General features: G+C 57.0%; 13 protein-coding genes. 11 read left to right on the forward strand and 2 right to left on the reverse strand.

Annotation, left to right across the window (positions count from 1 at the left end):
- Positions 1 to 335 precede the first annotated feature (335 nt).
- Complete coding sequence (gene queD, locus QQL28_RS33775) at positions 336 to 692, forward strand: 6-carboxytetrahydropterin synthase QueD (protein WP_284272593.1); 357 nt, start codon at positions 336 to 338, stop codon at positions 690 to 692.
- Between the two features lie 529 nt (positions 693 to 1,221).
- Here queD and QQL28_RS33780 read toward each other — a convergent pair.
- Positions 1,222 to 2,079, reverse strand: a complete 858-nt coding sequence (locus tag QQL28_RS33780) for a host specificity protein (RefSeq protein ID WP_284272595.1) — start codon at positions 2,077 to 2,079, stop codon at positions 1,222 to 1,224.
- 339 nt (positions 2,080 to 2,418) lie between these two features.
- On the opposite strand from QQL28_RS33780, the gene QQL28_RS33785 reads away from it, so the two are divergent.
- The 3 genes from QQL28_RS33785 to QQL28_RS33795 all read left to right on the forward strand — a co-directional run bounded on the left by QQL28_RS33785 (position 2,419) and on the right by QQL28_RS33795 (position 5,025).
- On the forward strand, positions 2,419 to 2,634 hold the full coding sequence (locus tag QQL28_RS33785) for a hypothetical protein (RefSeq protein ID WP_284272596.1): 216 nt from the start codon (positions 2,419 to 2,421) through the stop codon (positions 2,632 to 2,634).
- A gap of 886 nt (positions 2,635 to 3,520) precedes the next feature.
- Positions 3,521 to 4,360, forward strand: coding sequence for an SDR family NAD(P)-dependent oxidoreductase (locus QQL28_RS33790; protein WP_431309687.1), 840 nt, complete (start codon positions 3,521 to 3,523; stop codon positions 4,358 to 4,360).
- A 470-nt stretch (positions 4,361 to 4,830) separates the two neighbouring features.
- Positions 4,831 to 5,025, forward strand: a complete 195-nt coding sequence (locus tag QQL28_RS33795; RefSeq protein WP_284272598.1) for a 4Fe-4S binding protein — start codon at positions 4,831 to 4,833, stop codon at positions 5,023 to 5,025.
- A 725-nt stretch (positions 5,026 to 5,750) separates the two neighbouring features.
- Here QQL28_RS33795 and QQL28_RS33800 read toward each other — a convergent pair.
- The gene (locus tag QQL28_RS33800) at positions 5,751 to 6,188 is read right to left on the reverse strand and encodes a response regulator (RefSeq protein ID WP_284272600.1); all 438 of its coding nucleotides are present in this window, start codon (positions 6,186 to 6,188) and stop codon (positions 5,751 to 5,753) included.
- A 381-nt stretch (positions 6,189 to 6,569) separates the two neighbouring features.
- Here QQL28_RS33800 and nifH point away from each other — a divergent pair, with 381 nt between their 5' ends.
- The 7 genes from nifH (at position 6,570) to QQL28_RS33835 (ending at position 14,712) form a co-directional block, all read left to right on the forward strand.
- Positions 6,570 to 7,460, forward strand: a complete 891-nt coding sequence (gene nifH / locus QQL28_RS33805; protein ID WP_284272603.1) for a nitrogenase iron protein — start codon at positions 6,570 to 6,572, stop codon at positions 7,458 to 7,460.
- Between the two features lie 76 nt (positions 7,461 to 7,536).
- Positions 7,537 to 9,039, forward strand: coding sequence for a nitrogenase molybdenum-iron protein alpha chain (gene nifD / locus QQL28_RS33810; protein ID WP_284272605.1), 1,503 nt, complete (start codon positions 7,537 to 7,539; stop codon positions 9,037 to 9,039).
- A 47-nt stretch (positions 9,040 to 9,086) separates the two neighbouring features.
- The gene (nifK, locus tag QQL28_RS33815; protein WP_284272607.1) at positions 9,087 to 10,646 is read left to right on the forward strand and encodes a nitrogenase molybdenum-iron protein subunit beta; all 1,560 of its coding nucleotides are present in this window, start codon (positions 9,087 to 9,089) and stop codon (positions 10,644 to 10,646) included.
- 103 nt (positions 10,647 to 10,749) lie between these two features.
- The gene (gene nifE, locus QQL28_RS33820; RefSeq protein ID WP_284272609.1) at positions 10,750 to 12,408 is read left to right on the forward strand and encodes a nitrogenase iron-molybdenum cofactor biosynthesis protein NifE; all 1,659 of its coding nucleotides are present in this window, start codon (positions 10,750 to 10,752) and stop codon (positions 12,406 to 12,408) included.
- A 21-nt stretch (positions 12,409 to 12,429) separates the two neighbouring features.
- Positions 12,430 to 13,812, forward strand: a complete 1,383-nt coding sequence (gene nifN, locus QQL28_RS33825; RefSeq protein WP_284272611.1) for a nitrogenase iron-molybdenum cofactor biosynthesis protein NifN — start codon at positions 12,430 to 12,432, stop codon at positions 13,810 to 13,812.
- 22 nt (positions 13,813 to 13,834) lie between these two features.
- Positions 13,835 to 14,230 (forward strand): nitrogen fixation protein NifX, encoded by a 396-nt coding sequence (gene nifX / locus QQL28_RS33830; protein ID WP_284272614.1) that lies wholly within the window; start codon positions 13,835 to 13,837, stop codon positions 14,228 to 14,230.
- An 11-nt stretch (positions 14,231 to 14,241) separates the two neighbouring features.
- Entirely contained in the window at positions 14,242 to 14,712 is a 471-nt protein-coding gene (locus tag QQL28_RS33835; protein WP_284272616.1) for a NifX-associated nitrogen fixation protein, read from the forward strand.
- The last annotated feature ends 5 nt before the right edge of the window (positions 14,713 to 14,717 follow it).

Genomic DNA, 14,717 nt, shown 5'->3' on the forward strand with positions numbered 1-14,717 from the left:
CAAATCTTGATAGCACCGTTGGTAAATCTAGTCGTGAACGCCGCATCTAACTCGGCCTAAGGGCAGGCGACGTGCAAAATCGTCAAACCTTGCATTGTGATGTTTGGACGTGTCTTGTTTGAAGATGTTTATGTCGGAAACACGACATTAGGGTGAGGCTGACTCGTCGGTCGACGCCAAAATCGTTGCTTTTCGTCTTCTTCAATCGGGGCTTGCAGCATGCGGCACGCCCATTGCTCGTAAGGTAGCGCAGAGTTCACCGCAGAACTTGCCTGAGTTCCTGGTGGTGTTCGCATTCGCAACGGCTGAGACATACTGCAAGCATCTGAGGATCGATGAGGATATCACAAGCGTTCAGGTTCGAAGCAGCCCACTACCTCCCCAACGTGCCGGCCACACACAGGTGCAGCCGCATACACGGGCACTCCTATCGAATCGAGGTGCAGCTTGATGGGCCCGTGGACCAGGTCACCGGATTCGTCATCGATTTTTCTGACCTAGAGGAGTCTTTGGTCGATATAGTGAATGCACTTGATCATCGATATCTGAATGAAGTCGAAGGATTATATAATCCTACGGCAGAAAACATTGCGGTTTGGATTTGGGAACGATTGTATCGCAAAGTTCCGCAAATCTCGTGCGTTCGGGTCTATGAAACGTCTGATTCCTGGGCTGAATATGACGGACGATGAGATAAATCAGTCTTCTCTGAGCTTTTCTGCTCCTGGATTTGCCTCAACGCCGGCGATAGGCGAGCGGTCGTACTGCGCTGGCGGTGATCCAAATCGACCGCGGCTTACCAAGCGCCGGAGAGCCGCCAGCTTCTACGCCCGGGCGAGATCATCCAGTGGTTGGCGAGCGCATTCCGGAATCCAGCGGGATCACCTCAGTACATTCGAGAAAGACTGCCGAAATCTGCGCTCCAGGCAACTTCCTCAATACTATGCCAACCATCTAGCCATGCCGTCTTGGATCACCGACTAACGCTTGCATCGCAAGGCGCTGGGCTGACCGAGCAGCAAATAAACTTTCATATTCGGTACTTGGCACAACAGCGAAACACGGTCGGTGGTTCGCACTAACGACTCGCCGAGGGCAAACGTGTGGAATGGGAGAGGAGCGCGCGCGGCGCGCGCTCCCATTTTGGCTATACCTGTTCACCGGTGGGGGCAACGACGATAAACCAAATCACTCTCGAATCCGGTCTCGTCATTGCAACTGTTATCCCATAGCCAATCGTCTCATGGCGCGCTCGAGGTGCCAAGAAGGATCGTCGTCAGAGGAATCTGCTTCACTCGAGTATGCTTCGCTACCTGCTTCGGTATCGGTATCATTGCTCTCCGCTTTCGAAAGATATAGGGGAGGTTTATCGGCGCGCTGCCATTCACCGTTGGCGTTTTTCGTCCACTTCTCGGGATGTTGGGTGGGATCGAGCCCCCAGCAGTTATGGCCCCAATCGCCCATATCACCCATATGAACAAAGCCCATCTCCGCTAAACGGGGTTCAATCCCATCTAAGGCAGGACGCGACATGACCAATGGCCGCTCGCCGTCGAGCCGAAGCTGATGCTCCAGCAGAATATCGCCTGCGTTCTCGACCAGCGGATGAGTAATCCTAAGGTCCAGAACGGATGTGACCTCGCTATTCTCAGGAAATCGTCGCTGTGCCTCTTCCGTTTCGAGGGGAAAGCCGGCTCCTGACCTTAGAAGACCGACAGTGTTGTCGCCCAATTGATAGCGGAAGAAACGCGCCCTCTTGCTCGGATTATCGTAGGTGCTGGCATAGCCCCCAGCAACCCATGCTGCACGCTCAGCTTTGTTGGATACGAAATTCGAGTACTCTTGTGGATTTCCGGCGATGTGTCTGATATCGCCGCCCATAAAGTCCCTCACTTCTCTCATGAAGGAAGACCTGTCGATCTCATCGATTGGGGGCTCGGCAACGAGGGAGTACGGCCTTGCCGCCGACGTGCCTGCAACCGTTTCCGCAAAGCGGTAGCTGTCCTCTGACTGTCTCGATTCATCAGCCTGGCTGGCGCTTGTGGATTGGCTGGATGAGCCAGTGATTCGGCTATACATTGGATTCGCCCTCCTATCGGCAAATTGCTTGCTACGCGCTTGTGCCGCTCAAGCGTTGGGTACAATGATACGCAGTCTAACTGACCATAAGCTGACACGCCGGCGCAGAGCGTCTGCTGCCGACCGCGACTAGCCTAGGTTCTGTTGGGATTCTCGGGAGGTTATCACGGTCGCGGCCAATGGGGCATGGCAGCGAAGCTTTGATCGGCTTGTCTGCACGCAGCGAGATGCGTTTGAATCGCTTGAGCCTGCAGAGGAGGTTTTCGATCAGGTGATCTGTACGTTTTCTCGTCGATGGCGTGCGGCTGTGCGCGGCGCGGGTGCTGGGAGATGACGACCTTGGCGCTGCTGCTCGCCGAGATCGGCGATGATGACATTCGTGTTAAACGCCTTGTCGGCGATCAGTGTTTCGAAGACCACCTTTTCGATGAGTGGTTCGATGAGTGGCCGAACGCCGACGATGTCGAAGCTCTATCCTGGCAGCAGCACGAAACACACGAGAGTGCCGGGCGCATCGGTGAGGGCCAGGATTTTTGGTGTTCATGCCAGCCTTAACGGCGATAGCCTGACTTTGAGTCCTCCTTTTGCACCTTGTCCGTGGCGGTGCACCTCGACGACCGTGGCGTTGACGATGGCGTATTCCATATCCGGCTCGATCCGGCTCGTCCGGCGCCGAACAGGCTCTTCACCCCATCTGCCTTCTCCTAATGCGCGAGCACACGCCGGTTCGACGTGGGCGACGCATTGCTGACTCATGAAGAATTTGGGAATGCTTATAAGACCGTCAGCAAACTGATCGACGAAAATGTGAACCTCAGGGCATCTTCGTTAATCATGGCGGCACTTCTGGCGTCTTGCCGTGCAATGCGCGAGCTGCCTAGCCGGTCTTGTTGGATTCAAAAGCAGAATCAGAAATTGTACAAATAGACGCTACGTACGTTTCAAGCTCTTTCGAACTATTTGCGCAAATGATGTCTCGGCGATGCGGAGCCGGTCTAGCCGCCTAAGTTTCGCCACGCTGCTCGCGTCAGTCAGAGCAGCATCATCACGGATGTACTGATGGTGCAGAGGCGGGACCCGGCGCATTTAACGACTGGCAAAAGTGCGCCGGGCGCCTCGGTTTTCTTCGCGAGCCGCAATGCGTGGAAGACCTATCGAGTGCATAGGGCGGGGCTTTGACGTGCGGCCTCTAGCTGCACGCCATAAATCTAGGCAGCTTCGGTGCAAACACGGCCTTTGACAGCCGCTTCGCCAAACGACGCCGAGCACAACACCGAATTTGGTTCGAAAGCGACGGGCACCGGCTCCAAACCGGGAAAGATGTCGCTGAGGCGACATCCGAACGAGAGAATCGCTTCGTGCGTTGACCTGCCATGGCCCAATTATTGCAAACTTTCCTGCCAAAGATGCCGACTTATCTCATCACTCTTAAGGAGCTCGCTTGTCCCTTCATCGATTAGATGAAGACAGTGTTGCTGGTCAGACCTCTGAGCCAGATCTGGCGCACTGTCCGTTTCACGACGATAAATCCCACGCGCGACTTGGCGAAAGGAAGACGCTGGTACTCACCGGCGCCTCGCGCGGCATCGGTCACGCTACGGGTAAATTGTTCTCCGAAGCTGGTTGGCAAATCATCTCCTGCTCGCGACAGCCCTTCGATGACCGTCGATGTCCATGGGATTCGGGAATCAACAACCACGTGCAGGTGGAGCTAAGCGATCACAGCGCGTTGCCGCGCGCGATTGCCGAGATCAAGGAGCGGCTCAACGGAGAGCCGCTTCACGCCCTGGTCAACAATGCCGGAATTTCCCCAAAGGCACCAGATGGCGGTCGGCTGAATTCGTTGACGACATCCATCGGAACCTGGATGAGCGTGTTTCACGTCAATTTGGTCGCGCCGATTCTACTTGCGCAAGGTCTATTCGAAGAATTGAAAGTGGCATCCGGCTCGATCGTCAATGTCACCTCAATCGTTGGCACTCGTGTGCATCCTTTCGCAGGTACTGCCTATGCGACCTCTAAGGCGGCGCTCGCCTGCCTCACGCGCGAGATGGCGCATGACTACGCGCCGTTCGGCATTCGGGTCAACGCGATCGCGCCCGGCGAGATCAAGACCGACATTCTGTCAGCTGAAACTGAAGCGAGGTTGGCACCGATTATACCGCTACACCGTGTCGGCACGCCGGATGAGGTCGCGAAGGTTATCTTCTTCCTCTGCTCCAGCGCCGCTAGCTACGTCACAGGTGCGGAAGTGCCAATCAATGGCGGACAACACGTGTGATACTGCCGGTGTGGTTCATCGCGGATTTGATGCGCTCATCAAGACGAGATCTCGGTTGTCCTGGTGCAATGTCAATTCTAATGTCGCAAACTGGCCAAGTCGTCGAAGACGACAACAGAGTGCCGATAAGCCGACAATGTAAAGTGGAGTTCCCGCGTGACCCGGCACGAAGTAAAAAAGTCTAAGCCTCCTCGGATGTTCCCGGCCTAAGGCGGCGGCTGTCGCTGCGGGCAGATCCGCCGAGCCAAAGTCGGCGCGCGCGAATGCCCGCTCGCAGATCGACTCCACGCTCAAGAGAGCCCCGTCGAATTCAAACGGTTCTGATAAGACGATGCCGATTGCAAGGTGGTGTATTGCCGGCGACGACAGACTTGCGAAAGTCGGTGTCGAGAGTTCCAGTCTCTCACGTGTGGCACGAGGCTTGAAAGGCAGGTGTCGAGCGCACTGCTTAATCCTAGGAGTCGCAGTCCATGGCCTACAAGATCGTCGCTTCGCAATGCTCGGTTTGCGGTGCATGTGAGTTCGAGTGTCCGAACGGCGCGATCAGCCTCAAGCGCGACATCTATGTAATCGATCCGGAAAAGTGCACAGAGTGCAAGGGGCATTCCGATACACCGCAATGCGCGATGGTCTGTCCAGTCGAGGACACATGCGTTCCCGCCTGACAATGTTCATCGAGATATCATCGCCGATAAGAGCAAATCGAAAGAGTGTGAGTGTCGGCGCATCCCCGCCGAGCGTCGAGTGGCGTAGCCGGCTTGCGGCAACCTTGAAATTGCGTGCGTCAGCGGCGTTATGGCCAGCGGCCAATAGGGCGCACACTCTCGAAGGCAGACCGAGGCGATAACATCGGTTCGCATGCGGAGTAGTGGATGGTAGCGGCTCACAAGCAGTCGAGCGGGTCGGCGGCATTGACGTGGACCAATCGCAACCGTGAGGCTCTGATAGATCCTTGAAGGACTAAGAGGTTGCCGGCGAAAGAATGAGCTCGCTTGGATGCTTCCCATGGTACCAGGAGGGCTATTTCCGCTCGCTGATCATGACCGAGCTGGTCCGGCGCGCGTTGACTATCCGACAATCGAGTTTCAGGCATCCACTACTACGCGGGGCCGAGGTCGAGAAACGCGGTCGTCTCGCTAGGCAAGGCCGATTGAGATCCGGAAGACCTACAAGCATGCTATTCCCCTCCGCCAGGTCGGGATGCTTCAGATCTGTCCCCACGAATTGCGCTCGAAGCGGTCTTCAAACCGGTATCTATAGTCCGGCCCCTCAAGGCGGAGCCGATGAAGAGGGCGTCATTTTCATGTCGGTTGCGAAGCCGTCCCGCGAGCATCGTGAGCTGGTGCAGGTCGGCTGCAACTAGGCCATCCAAAGTCGGCGTAAGAGGTTTCTAATCCAACCTGACGGGAATGAGACGGGATGGTCCGTCGTGAGAGACCGGTGCACCCAACGCTATCCTGACGGCCTCGCAGACAGAACTGAAGGAGATCGGATTGCTGATGACCCCATGTGCACCCCGTTCAAGTCCTGTCTGCACCAGGGGATCGGAGTTCCGCTCCGCTACGAGCAGGATCTTGGGACTTGCGAATACCTTGATGAGTTCGTCCAGGATTGCCTCTCCTCGATCCCGCAGGATGGCGATGCCGATCAGAACCACGTCGGGAGTGTTCATTGGCGACGTCATGGCGTCATCCACAGAGGCAAAAGCGTGTGTCTGGTAGCGCTCACGTAGGATGTAGTCGAGCGCGGAACGTACAACCTGCTCAGGTTCGATCAGGAGAATGCTCGGACCGTCACTCCTCGTACAAGTCTCGGTGTCGAACCGCATGATACCCTCTGCGCATTGATTAATACGCATCGAAGCAAGCTCCGTACCGTAGCTGTTCAACCGTGTGCGAACGAAAACTGTCGATTTCGTTCGTCGGGCAAAGCAAAGCGTTTGCCCTGTTTCAGACAAGCGAGTGCGACCGCTCAGGTCGAAAATTGCCGATGTCGGACTTGCGACAATGGCCCCCTGCAACCGGTATCTATCTCCACTTGCACTGTTATTTGTTTCGAGCGGGCGCTGGCACGCTCGTTGCAAAAGTCGTTATGCAACGGCCCGGCTGTCGGCCTTTGTATCTCACCGAGCTGCGAATGCGGCGAGCCGAGTGATGGGATTACGAGAGTACGCAGTACGCAGATCATCAATTGATCGATGGAGAGCAACATGTCGTCACTGAGACAAATCGCGTTTTACGGCAAGGGTGGTATCGGCAAATCGACCACATCACAGAACACGCTCGCAGCGCTTGCCGAGATGGGTCACAAGATCTTGATCGTCGGCTGCGATCCGAAGGCCGACTCGACCCGCCTGATCCTGCACGCCAAGGCACAGGACACGATCTTGAGTCTCGCGGCGAGCGCCGGCAGCGTCGAAGATCTCGAGATCGAAGACGTCTTGAAGGTCGGTTATAAGGATATCCGCTGCGTCGAATCCGGTGGTCCGGAGCCGGGCGTCGGGTGCGCTGGCCGGGGCGTCATTACGTCGATTAACTTCTTGGAAGAGAACGGCGCCTACGAGAACATCGATTACGTGTCCTACGACGTGCTCGGCGACGTCGTCTGCGGCGGCTTTGCGATGCCGATACGCGAGAACAAGGCGCAAGAGATCTACATCGTCATGTCCGGCGAGATGATGGCGATGTACGCGGCCAACAACATCTCCAAGGGCATTCTGAAGTATGCCAATTCCGGCGGCGTGCGGCTCGGCGGCTTGGTCTGCAATGAGCGGCAGACCGACAAGGAGCTGGAGCTGGCGGAAGCGCTCGCCAAGAAGCTCGGCACCCAGCTGATCTACTTTGTCCCCCGCGACAACATCGTCCAACATGCCGAGCTACGCCGCATGACGGTGCTGGAATATGCGCCGGACTCCAAGCAGGCGGAACACTATCGCAATCTCGCGTCCAAAGTTCACAACAATGGCGGCAAGGGCATTATCCCGACGCCGATCAGCATGGACGAACTTGAGGATATGCTGATGGAGCACGGCATCATGAAGCCAATCGACGAAAGCCAGGTTGGAAAGACCGCTTCCGAACTCGTCACCCTTTCGGCCTGAACTCACACCTCATATTCGGTGCGTTTCGAGAAAGCGTTGGCCCGAAGCCACAAAGAGCAATCAGAAGGATATTCGCATGAGCCTGGCATCCACCCAGAGCGTCGCAGAGATCAAGGCACGCAACAAGCAATTGATTGACCAAGTCTTGAAGGTCTATCCCGAGAAGACCGCAAAACGCCGTGCCAAGCACCTTAACGTGCACGAGCTTGGTAAGTCGGACTGCGGCGTTAAGTCGAATCTCAAATCGATCCCCGGCGTAATGACCATTCGAGGCTGCGCCTATGCCGGTTCGAAGGGTGTGGTGTGGGGTCCGATCAAGGACATGATCCACATTAGCCATGGCCCCGTCGGTTGTGGCCAGTATTCCTGGGGATCGCGACGCAACTATTATGTTGGCACCACCGGTATCGATACCTTTGGAACTATGCAGTTCACCTCCGACTTCCAGGAAAAGGACATTGTCTTCGGGGGCGACAAGAAGCTCGTCAAGGTGATCGACGAGATCCAGGACTTGTTCCCGCTCAGCCGCGGAATCACCATCCAGTCGGAATGTCCGATCGGCCTGATAGGGGATGACATAGAGGCAGTTTCGAGGGCAAAGTCGAAGGAATACGGCGGCAAGACTATCGTGCCCGTGCGCTGCGAAGGATTCCGCGGCGTATCGCAGTCGTTGGGTCACCACATCGCTAACGATGCCGTACGCGACTGGATCTTCGACAAGATCACCCCTGAGACAGAGCGACGATTTGAATCCACGCCCTATGACGTTGCTATCATCGGCGACTACAACATCGGCGGCGATGCCTGGTCGTCTCGCATCCTCCTTGAGGAAATGGGCCTGCGCGTGATTGCGCAGTGGTCGGGCGACGGTAGCCTCGCCGAACTTGAAGCGACGCCGAAGGCGAAGCTGAACATCCTGCACTGCTATCGTTCGATGAATTACATCTCTCGCCACATGGAGGAGAAGTTCGGCATTCCCTGGTGCGAATATAACTTCTTTGGCCCATCCAAAATCGCGGACTCGCTGCGTAAGGTCGCGAGCTTCTTCGACGACAAGATTAAGGAGGGAGCCGAGCGCGTCATCTCCAAATACCAGCCACTCATGGATGCTGTCATCGCCAAGTACCGGCCGCGGCTAGAAGGCAAATCCGTGATGCTCTTCGTTGGCGGCCTGCGGCCTCGGCACGTGATTGGCGCCTATGAAGATCTCGGTATGGAGGTTGTCGGGACCGGCTACGAATTTGGTCACAACGACGATTATCAGCGTACCGCCCAGCATTACGTCAAGGACGGAACGTTGATTTACGACGATGTCACTGGCTACGAATTCGAGCGCTTCGTCGAGAAGATCCAGCCCGACCTCGTCGGTTCGGGCATCAAGGAGAAGTACGTTTTCCAGAAGATGGGCGTGCCGTTCCGGCAGATGCACTCCTGGGACTATTCGGGTCCTTATCATGGCTATGATGGGTTCGCGATCTTCGCCCGCGACATGGATATGGCAATCAATTCCCCGATCTGGAAGAAGACCAGGGCACCTTGGAAGGATGCCCCGCGTCCGAGCCTGATGGCGGCGGAATAAGTGCGCCGGTCCAGACGATCGAACACGAATCTAACAAGGACGCCACGATGACACAGAATGCCGAAAACGTGCTCGATCATTTCGAGCTATTCCGAGGGCCCGAATACCAGCAAATGCTGGCGAACAAAAGAGCGCTCTTCGAGAATGCGCATGATCCCGCGGAGGTCGAACGTATCCGCGAATGGGCCAAAACTCCCGAATATCGCGAAAAGAACTTCGCGCGCGAGGAACTGACTATCAATCCGGCCAAGGCGTGCCAACCGTTGGGAGCCGTGTTTGCCTCGGTCGGATTCGAGAGCACGTTACCTTTCGTCCACGGCTCACAGGGCTGCGTCGCCTACTATCGAAGCCACCTGTCGCGGCACTTCAAGGAACCAACCTCCTGTGTTTCCTCGTCGATGACCGAAGATGCAGCTGTATTCGGCGGTCTCAATAACATGATCGATGGGCTGGCCAACAGCTACAACATGTACAAGCCGAAGATGATCGCGGTCTCGACCACGTGCATGGCGGAAGTGATCGGCGACGATCTCAACGCCTTCATCAAGACGTCGAAAGAGAAAGGCTCGGTTCCGGCCAAGTTCGACGTTCCCTTCGCTCATACACCCGCCTTCGTCGGTAGCCATGTCACCGGTTATGACAACGCCCTAAAAGGTATCATCGAGTATTTCTGGGACGGCAAAGCCGGTTCTGAGCCAAAGCTCGAGCGCCAGCCGAACAAGAAGATCAACTTCGTAGGCGGCTTCGACGGCTACACCGTGGGCAATATCCGCGAGATAAAGCGCATTTTTGAGTTGATGGGCATCGAGTACACGATCCTCGCTGATAACAGCGACGTGTTCGACACGCCGACTGACGGTGAGTTCCGCATGTATGAAGGCGGGACTACGCTGAAGGACGCCGCAAATGCCATCAATGCCAAGGCGACCGTCTCTATGCAGCAATATTGCACGGAAAAAACGCTGGCCTTCATCGAGAGCCATGGCCAGCAAGTCGTTGCGTTCAACCATCCGGTCGGCGTCAGCGCGACCGACGACTTCCTGATGACGTTGTCGCGCATTACGGGAAAATCAATCCCGAAGGGCCTGGAACAGGAGCGCGGTCGTCTGGTCGACGCCATGGCGGACTCCAGTGCACACATTCACGGTAAGAAGTTCGCAATCTATGGCGATCCCGACCTTTGCTATGGCTTAGCAGGCTTCCTGCTCGAGCTCGGCGCCGAACCCACACACGTCCTATCGACCAACGGAACTAAGGCCTGGGAAGAGAAGATGCAGGCGCTATTTGCCGGTTCGCAGTTCGGCAAGGACTGTCATGCCTATCCAGGTAGGGACCTTTGGCACATGCGTTCGCTTCTGTTCACAGAGCCGGTCGATTTTCTGATCGGCAACACCTACGGCAAGTATCTGGAGCGCGACACCGGCACGCCGCTGATCCGAATCGGCTTCCCCGTGTTCGATCGTCACCATCATCACCGCTATCCGGTGTGGGGCTATCAGGGCGGCATGAATGTGCTGGTGAAGATACTCGACAAGATATTTGAGGAGATCGACAAGAACACCAACGTAGTGGGTAAAACCGACTACAGCTTCGACATCATCCGCTGATGCGAGCGTGTCTCCGCCTCATCGCCGCGCGGCGCGGCCGTGAGGTGGGGATCTACACCTCGACCGTGCCAGGACCACAAACCATCCGCGGAAGGAGACTACCGTGACTTCGCTCTCGGCCACGATCCAGGACGCCTTCAATGAGGCGGCCTGCGCCAAGAACGCCAACAAGTCGGAGGCCGCGCGCAAGAAAGGCTGCACCAAGCAGCTGCAGCCGGGCGGGGTCGCTGGAGGCTGCGCCTTTGATGGCGCCAAGATTGCGCTACAGCCATTTACCGATGTCGCTCATCTCGTTCACGGCCCGATCGCGTGCGAAGGCAATTCCTGGGACAATCGCGGCTCTGCCTCCTCAGGGCCCGATCTCTGGCGCAGGAGCTTTACGACCGACATGCATGAGATCGATGTCGTGTTCGGCGGCGAGAAGCGGCTGTACAAAGCCATCAAGGAAATCATCGACAAGTATGATCCGCCGGCGATCTTCGTCTACCAGACCTGCGTGCCGGCCATGATCGGTGACGACATCAATGCGGTCTGCAAGTTCGCGGCGGCAAGATTCGGCAGGTCCGTCATTCCCGTCAATTCGCCGGGATTTGTCGGTTCGAAGAACCTCGGCAACAAGCTCGCCGGTGAAGCGCTGCTGGAATACGTGATTGGCACCCAGGAGCCAGATCGCACAACGCCATACGATATCAATCTCATCGGCGAATACAATTTGTCCGGCGAGCTCTGGCAGATCAAGCCACTGCTGGACGAAATCGGCATTCGCATTCTGTCCTGCATCTCCGGCGATGGCAAATATCGCGAGGTCGCTTGCTCCCATCGGGCGCGCGTCGCTATGATGGTGTGCTCCAAGGCCATGATCAACGTCGCGCGCAAGATGAGGGAGCGCTACGGCATCCCATTCTTCGAAGGGTCATTCTACGGGATCCAGGATACCAGCGAGGCTTTGCGAAAGATCGCGCTCATGCTGATCGAGCGCGGCGCTCCACCCCAACTGCTGGAGCGCACCGAGGCTGCAGTCGCACGCGAGGAAGCAAAGGCCTTCGCTGCGATCGAGCGCTTCAAGACGCGCTTTGCAGGCAAGAAGGTTTTGCTCGTCACTGGCGGCGTGAAGTCATGGTCGGTGGTCGCGGCTCTGCAGGAGGCAGGGCTCGAGATTGTTGGCACTTCGGTCAAGAAATCGACCAGCGAAGATAAGGAGCGTATTCAAAAATTGATGGGTCATGATGCCCACATGATCGAGGATCTTACGCCGCGTGAAATGTACAAGATGCTCAAGGAGGCGAAGGCGGATATCATGCTGTCGGGCGGCAAGTCGCAGTTCGTCGCCCTGAAGGCGGCTATGCCGTGGCTCGACATCAATCAGGAACGCTGCCACGCCTATATGGGCTATGTCGGCATCGTGAAGCTCATGGAAGAGATCGATAAGGCGCTCTACAATCCGATATGGGATCAGCTCCGTACGCCCGCGCCGTGGGATAACGCGGAGGGCAATTGGCAAGCAAAGGCGCTTGCGCAAGTGCATGTGTCGGCCACCGGGGGGGCGCCGAGCTCGGTCGGTGCCGAGAAGGCCCCGCACGCCAAGAGAACCCGCTCGCGCAAGACGGTCGAGCTCAGCATCATCGAGGATTGCGTTCCTGCTCACGGCTCAACCGCTGTCGATACTATGGCGCAGGACACCAACGCTTCCGCCGCTTCTAAGCGAGCGAGCGAGAATAAGATGCCGGCCCAGCCTGTGTCCGCGCTGCAGGCGGCAGAGTAGGGCGTAAGCAGGGGGCAAGCTATGGCGATCGTTACCTGTTCCAAGAAGGCCTGCACGATCAATCCGCTGAAGATGAGCCAACCGATCGGCGGCTCGTTCGCCTTCTTGGGACTTCGCGGTGCGATGCCACTCTTACACGGTTCTCAGGGCTGCACGTCTTTCGGCTTGACCCTTTTTGTCCGCCATTTCAAGGAGGCCGTGCCCTTGCAGACCACCGCAATGAGTGAGGTTTCGACCGTGCTCGGTGGCTATGAGAATGTCGAGCAGGCGATCCTTAATATCTACAAACGCGTCAAGCCCGAAATTATCGGCATCAATTCGACCGGCGTCACCGAGACCAAGGGCGACGACGTTGAGGCGTTTATCCGCCTTATTCGGCAAAATCATCCGGATCTCGAAAATGTCCCGCTCGTCTACGTTTCGACACCGGATTTCAAGGACGCGTTTCAGGATGGCTGGGAAAAGACCGTGGCGCGACTGGTTGAGGTGCTCGTCGATCCCGTGGATCCGGCCGCACCGCGCGATTCCTCGCGCGTTAACGTCCTGCCTGGTTGCCACCTCACCCCTGGCGATCTTGACGAGCTACGGACGATCTTTGAGGACTTTGGGCTGAGGCCGTCGTTCTTGCCGGACATCTCCGGGTCGCTCGACGGTCACATCCCCGAAGAATTCACGCCGACTACGATGGGTGGGATTGGGGTCGACGAGATCGCGAGCATGGGGCAGGCGGCCTGGACGATCGCCATCGGAGCGCAGATGAGGCGCGCGGCCGAGGCGATGCAGGCGAAGACTGGCACGCCGTTCCGGCTATTCGAGCGGCTGTGTGGCCTCGTTCCCAATGATGAATTCATGACTTTTCTGAGCGTGGTCGGCGGCAAGCCGGTGCCGACAAAATATCGCCGGCAGCGTGGCCAACTCGCGGACGCCATGCTGGATGCGCATTTCCATATCGGAGGTCGAAAGCTGGCGATTGGGGCCGAGCCGGACCTCTTGTTCGACATCTCCAGCATGCTGTACGAGATGGGCGCTAAGGTGACCGCGGCGGTGACAACAACGGCATCTCCGGTGCTCGAACGCGTCAAGGCCCAAGAGGTCGTCATTGGTGATCTCGAAGATCTGGAGGAGCTTGCCAAGACGCGAGACTGCAATCTCCTGATTTCTCACTCGCACGGCCGCCAGGCGGCAGCACGGCTGGACATTCCGTTCTACCGAGCCGGCTTTCCGATGTTCGATCGCCTCGGCGCAGGTCACCAGATGAGCGTCAGCTATCGCGGCACGCGCGAGTTGATCTTTGACCTCGCCAACCTCATCATTGCTGACCGCGAGGCCAACCACCAGCCGACACCTGCGACTTGGCAAATCACCGGCGCCGGACTGCACGTCGTTCCGCCGCAGCTGAACTGATGCGAGAATAGGAAAAGAGCCGATGAAAGTCGCATTCGCCACTCAGGATTTAAAGCGCGTCGATGCACATTTTGGCTGGGCCAAAAACATCGCCATCTATGAAGTTAGGCCCGAAGGGCACCACTTGATCGAGGCCATCCAGTTCGACGGCGATCTCAAGGAGGACGGCGATGAGGACAAGCTCGCGCCGAAGATCGATGCCATCAAAGACTGCGCCATCCTCTACGTTGCTGCGATCGGCGGCTCTGGTGCAGCGCGTGTTGTGGCAAACAATATCCATCCGATGAAGGTCAGCCAGCCCGAAGCCATCGACGATCTCTGTATCAAGCTCGAAGGTGTGTTGAAGGGCTCCCCGCCACCCTGGTTGCGCAAGGTGCTCGCCAAAGGCCACAAACGCTCGTTCGATTTCGAGGACTGAAGGAAACGACTATGAACGAGACGGCTGAATTGATCCAAACCAGCCCCGCTGGGGAGGCACCCTTTGTGAGGGAGCTTGTCAAGATCTGGCGCGCCGAGGACGGCCACGGCGCCTGGGATGGCAGAGGGGATCTCGAGCTGCTCGAGCCCTATATTCTCGATAGGGAAAAGCGTCGCGCCTTGCCGATCGTCGGCGATCCCGATCCGGACACGATCTGGCGATTGGAATTGTTCTTCAACGCCGTTGCGGTGTCTATCGAAAAGGCCACCGGGGTGATGATCTCGCCGATGCTGAAAATGCACCATGAAGGCTTTGGCCGCATAGTGCTCATAGGCGGTCGGCTCATTGTCGTAAACAAGCAACTGCGCGACGTGCATCGATTCGGTTTTGACCATCTCGCAAAGCTGATTACGGAAGGTGACAAATATGTCGACAAGGGAATTGAGATGATCCGAAGATTCCCGGAAGTTGCGAACTACTGAGGTGA

This window comes from Bradyrhizobium iriomotense, from assembly GCF_030160715.1.
In the GTDB taxonomy this organism is placed as follows: domain Bacteria; phylum Pseudomonadota; class Alphaproteobacteria; order Rhizobiales; family Xanthobacteraceae; genus Bradyrhizobium; species Bradyrhizobium iriomotense.

What these genes read in the sequence shown, in the direction of transcription:
- nifN (WP_284272611.1), top strand. Translation starts at nt 12,430, where the DNA reads ATGGCGATCGTTACCTGTTCCAAGAAGGCCTGCACGATCAATCCGCTG.
- nifK (WP_284272607.1), top strand. Translation starts at nt 9,087, where the DNA reads ATGACACAGAATGCCGAAAACGTGCTCGATCATTTCGAGCTATTCCGA.
- QQL28_RS33795 (WP_284272598.1), top strand. Translation starts at nt 4,831, where the DNA reads ATGGCCTACAAGATCGTCGCTTCGCAATGCTCGGTTTGCGGTGCATGT.
- nifH (WP_284272603.1), top strand. Translation starts at nt 6,570, where the DNA reads ATGTCGTCACTGAGACAAATCGCGTTTTACGGCAAGGGTGGTATCGGC.
- nifD (WP_284272605.1), top strand. Translation starts at nt 7,537, where the DNA reads ATGAGCCTGGCATCCACCCAGAGCGTCGCAGAGATCAAGGCACGCAAC.
- QQL28_RS33780 (WP_284272595.1), bottom strand. Translation starts at nt 2,079, where the DNA reads ATGTATAGCCGAATCACTGGCTCATCCAGCCAATCCACAAGCGCCAGC.
- QQL28_RS33835 (WP_284272616.1), top strand. Translation starts at nt 14,242, where the DNA reads ATGAACGAGACGGCTGAATTGATCCAAACCAGCCCCGCTGGGGAGGCA.
- nifX (WP_284272614.1), top strand. Translation starts at nt 13,835, where the DNA reads ATGAAAGTCGCATTCGCCACTCAGGATTTAAAGCGCGTCGATGCACAT.
- QQL28_RS33800 (WP_284272600.1), bottom strand. Translation starts at nt 6,188, where the DNA reads ATGCGGTTCGACACCGAGACTTGTACGAGGAGTGACGGTCCGAGCATT.
- queD (WP_284272593.1), top strand. Translation starts at nt 336, where the DNA reads ATGAGGATATCACAAGCGTTCAGGTTCGAAGCAGCCCACTACCTCCCC.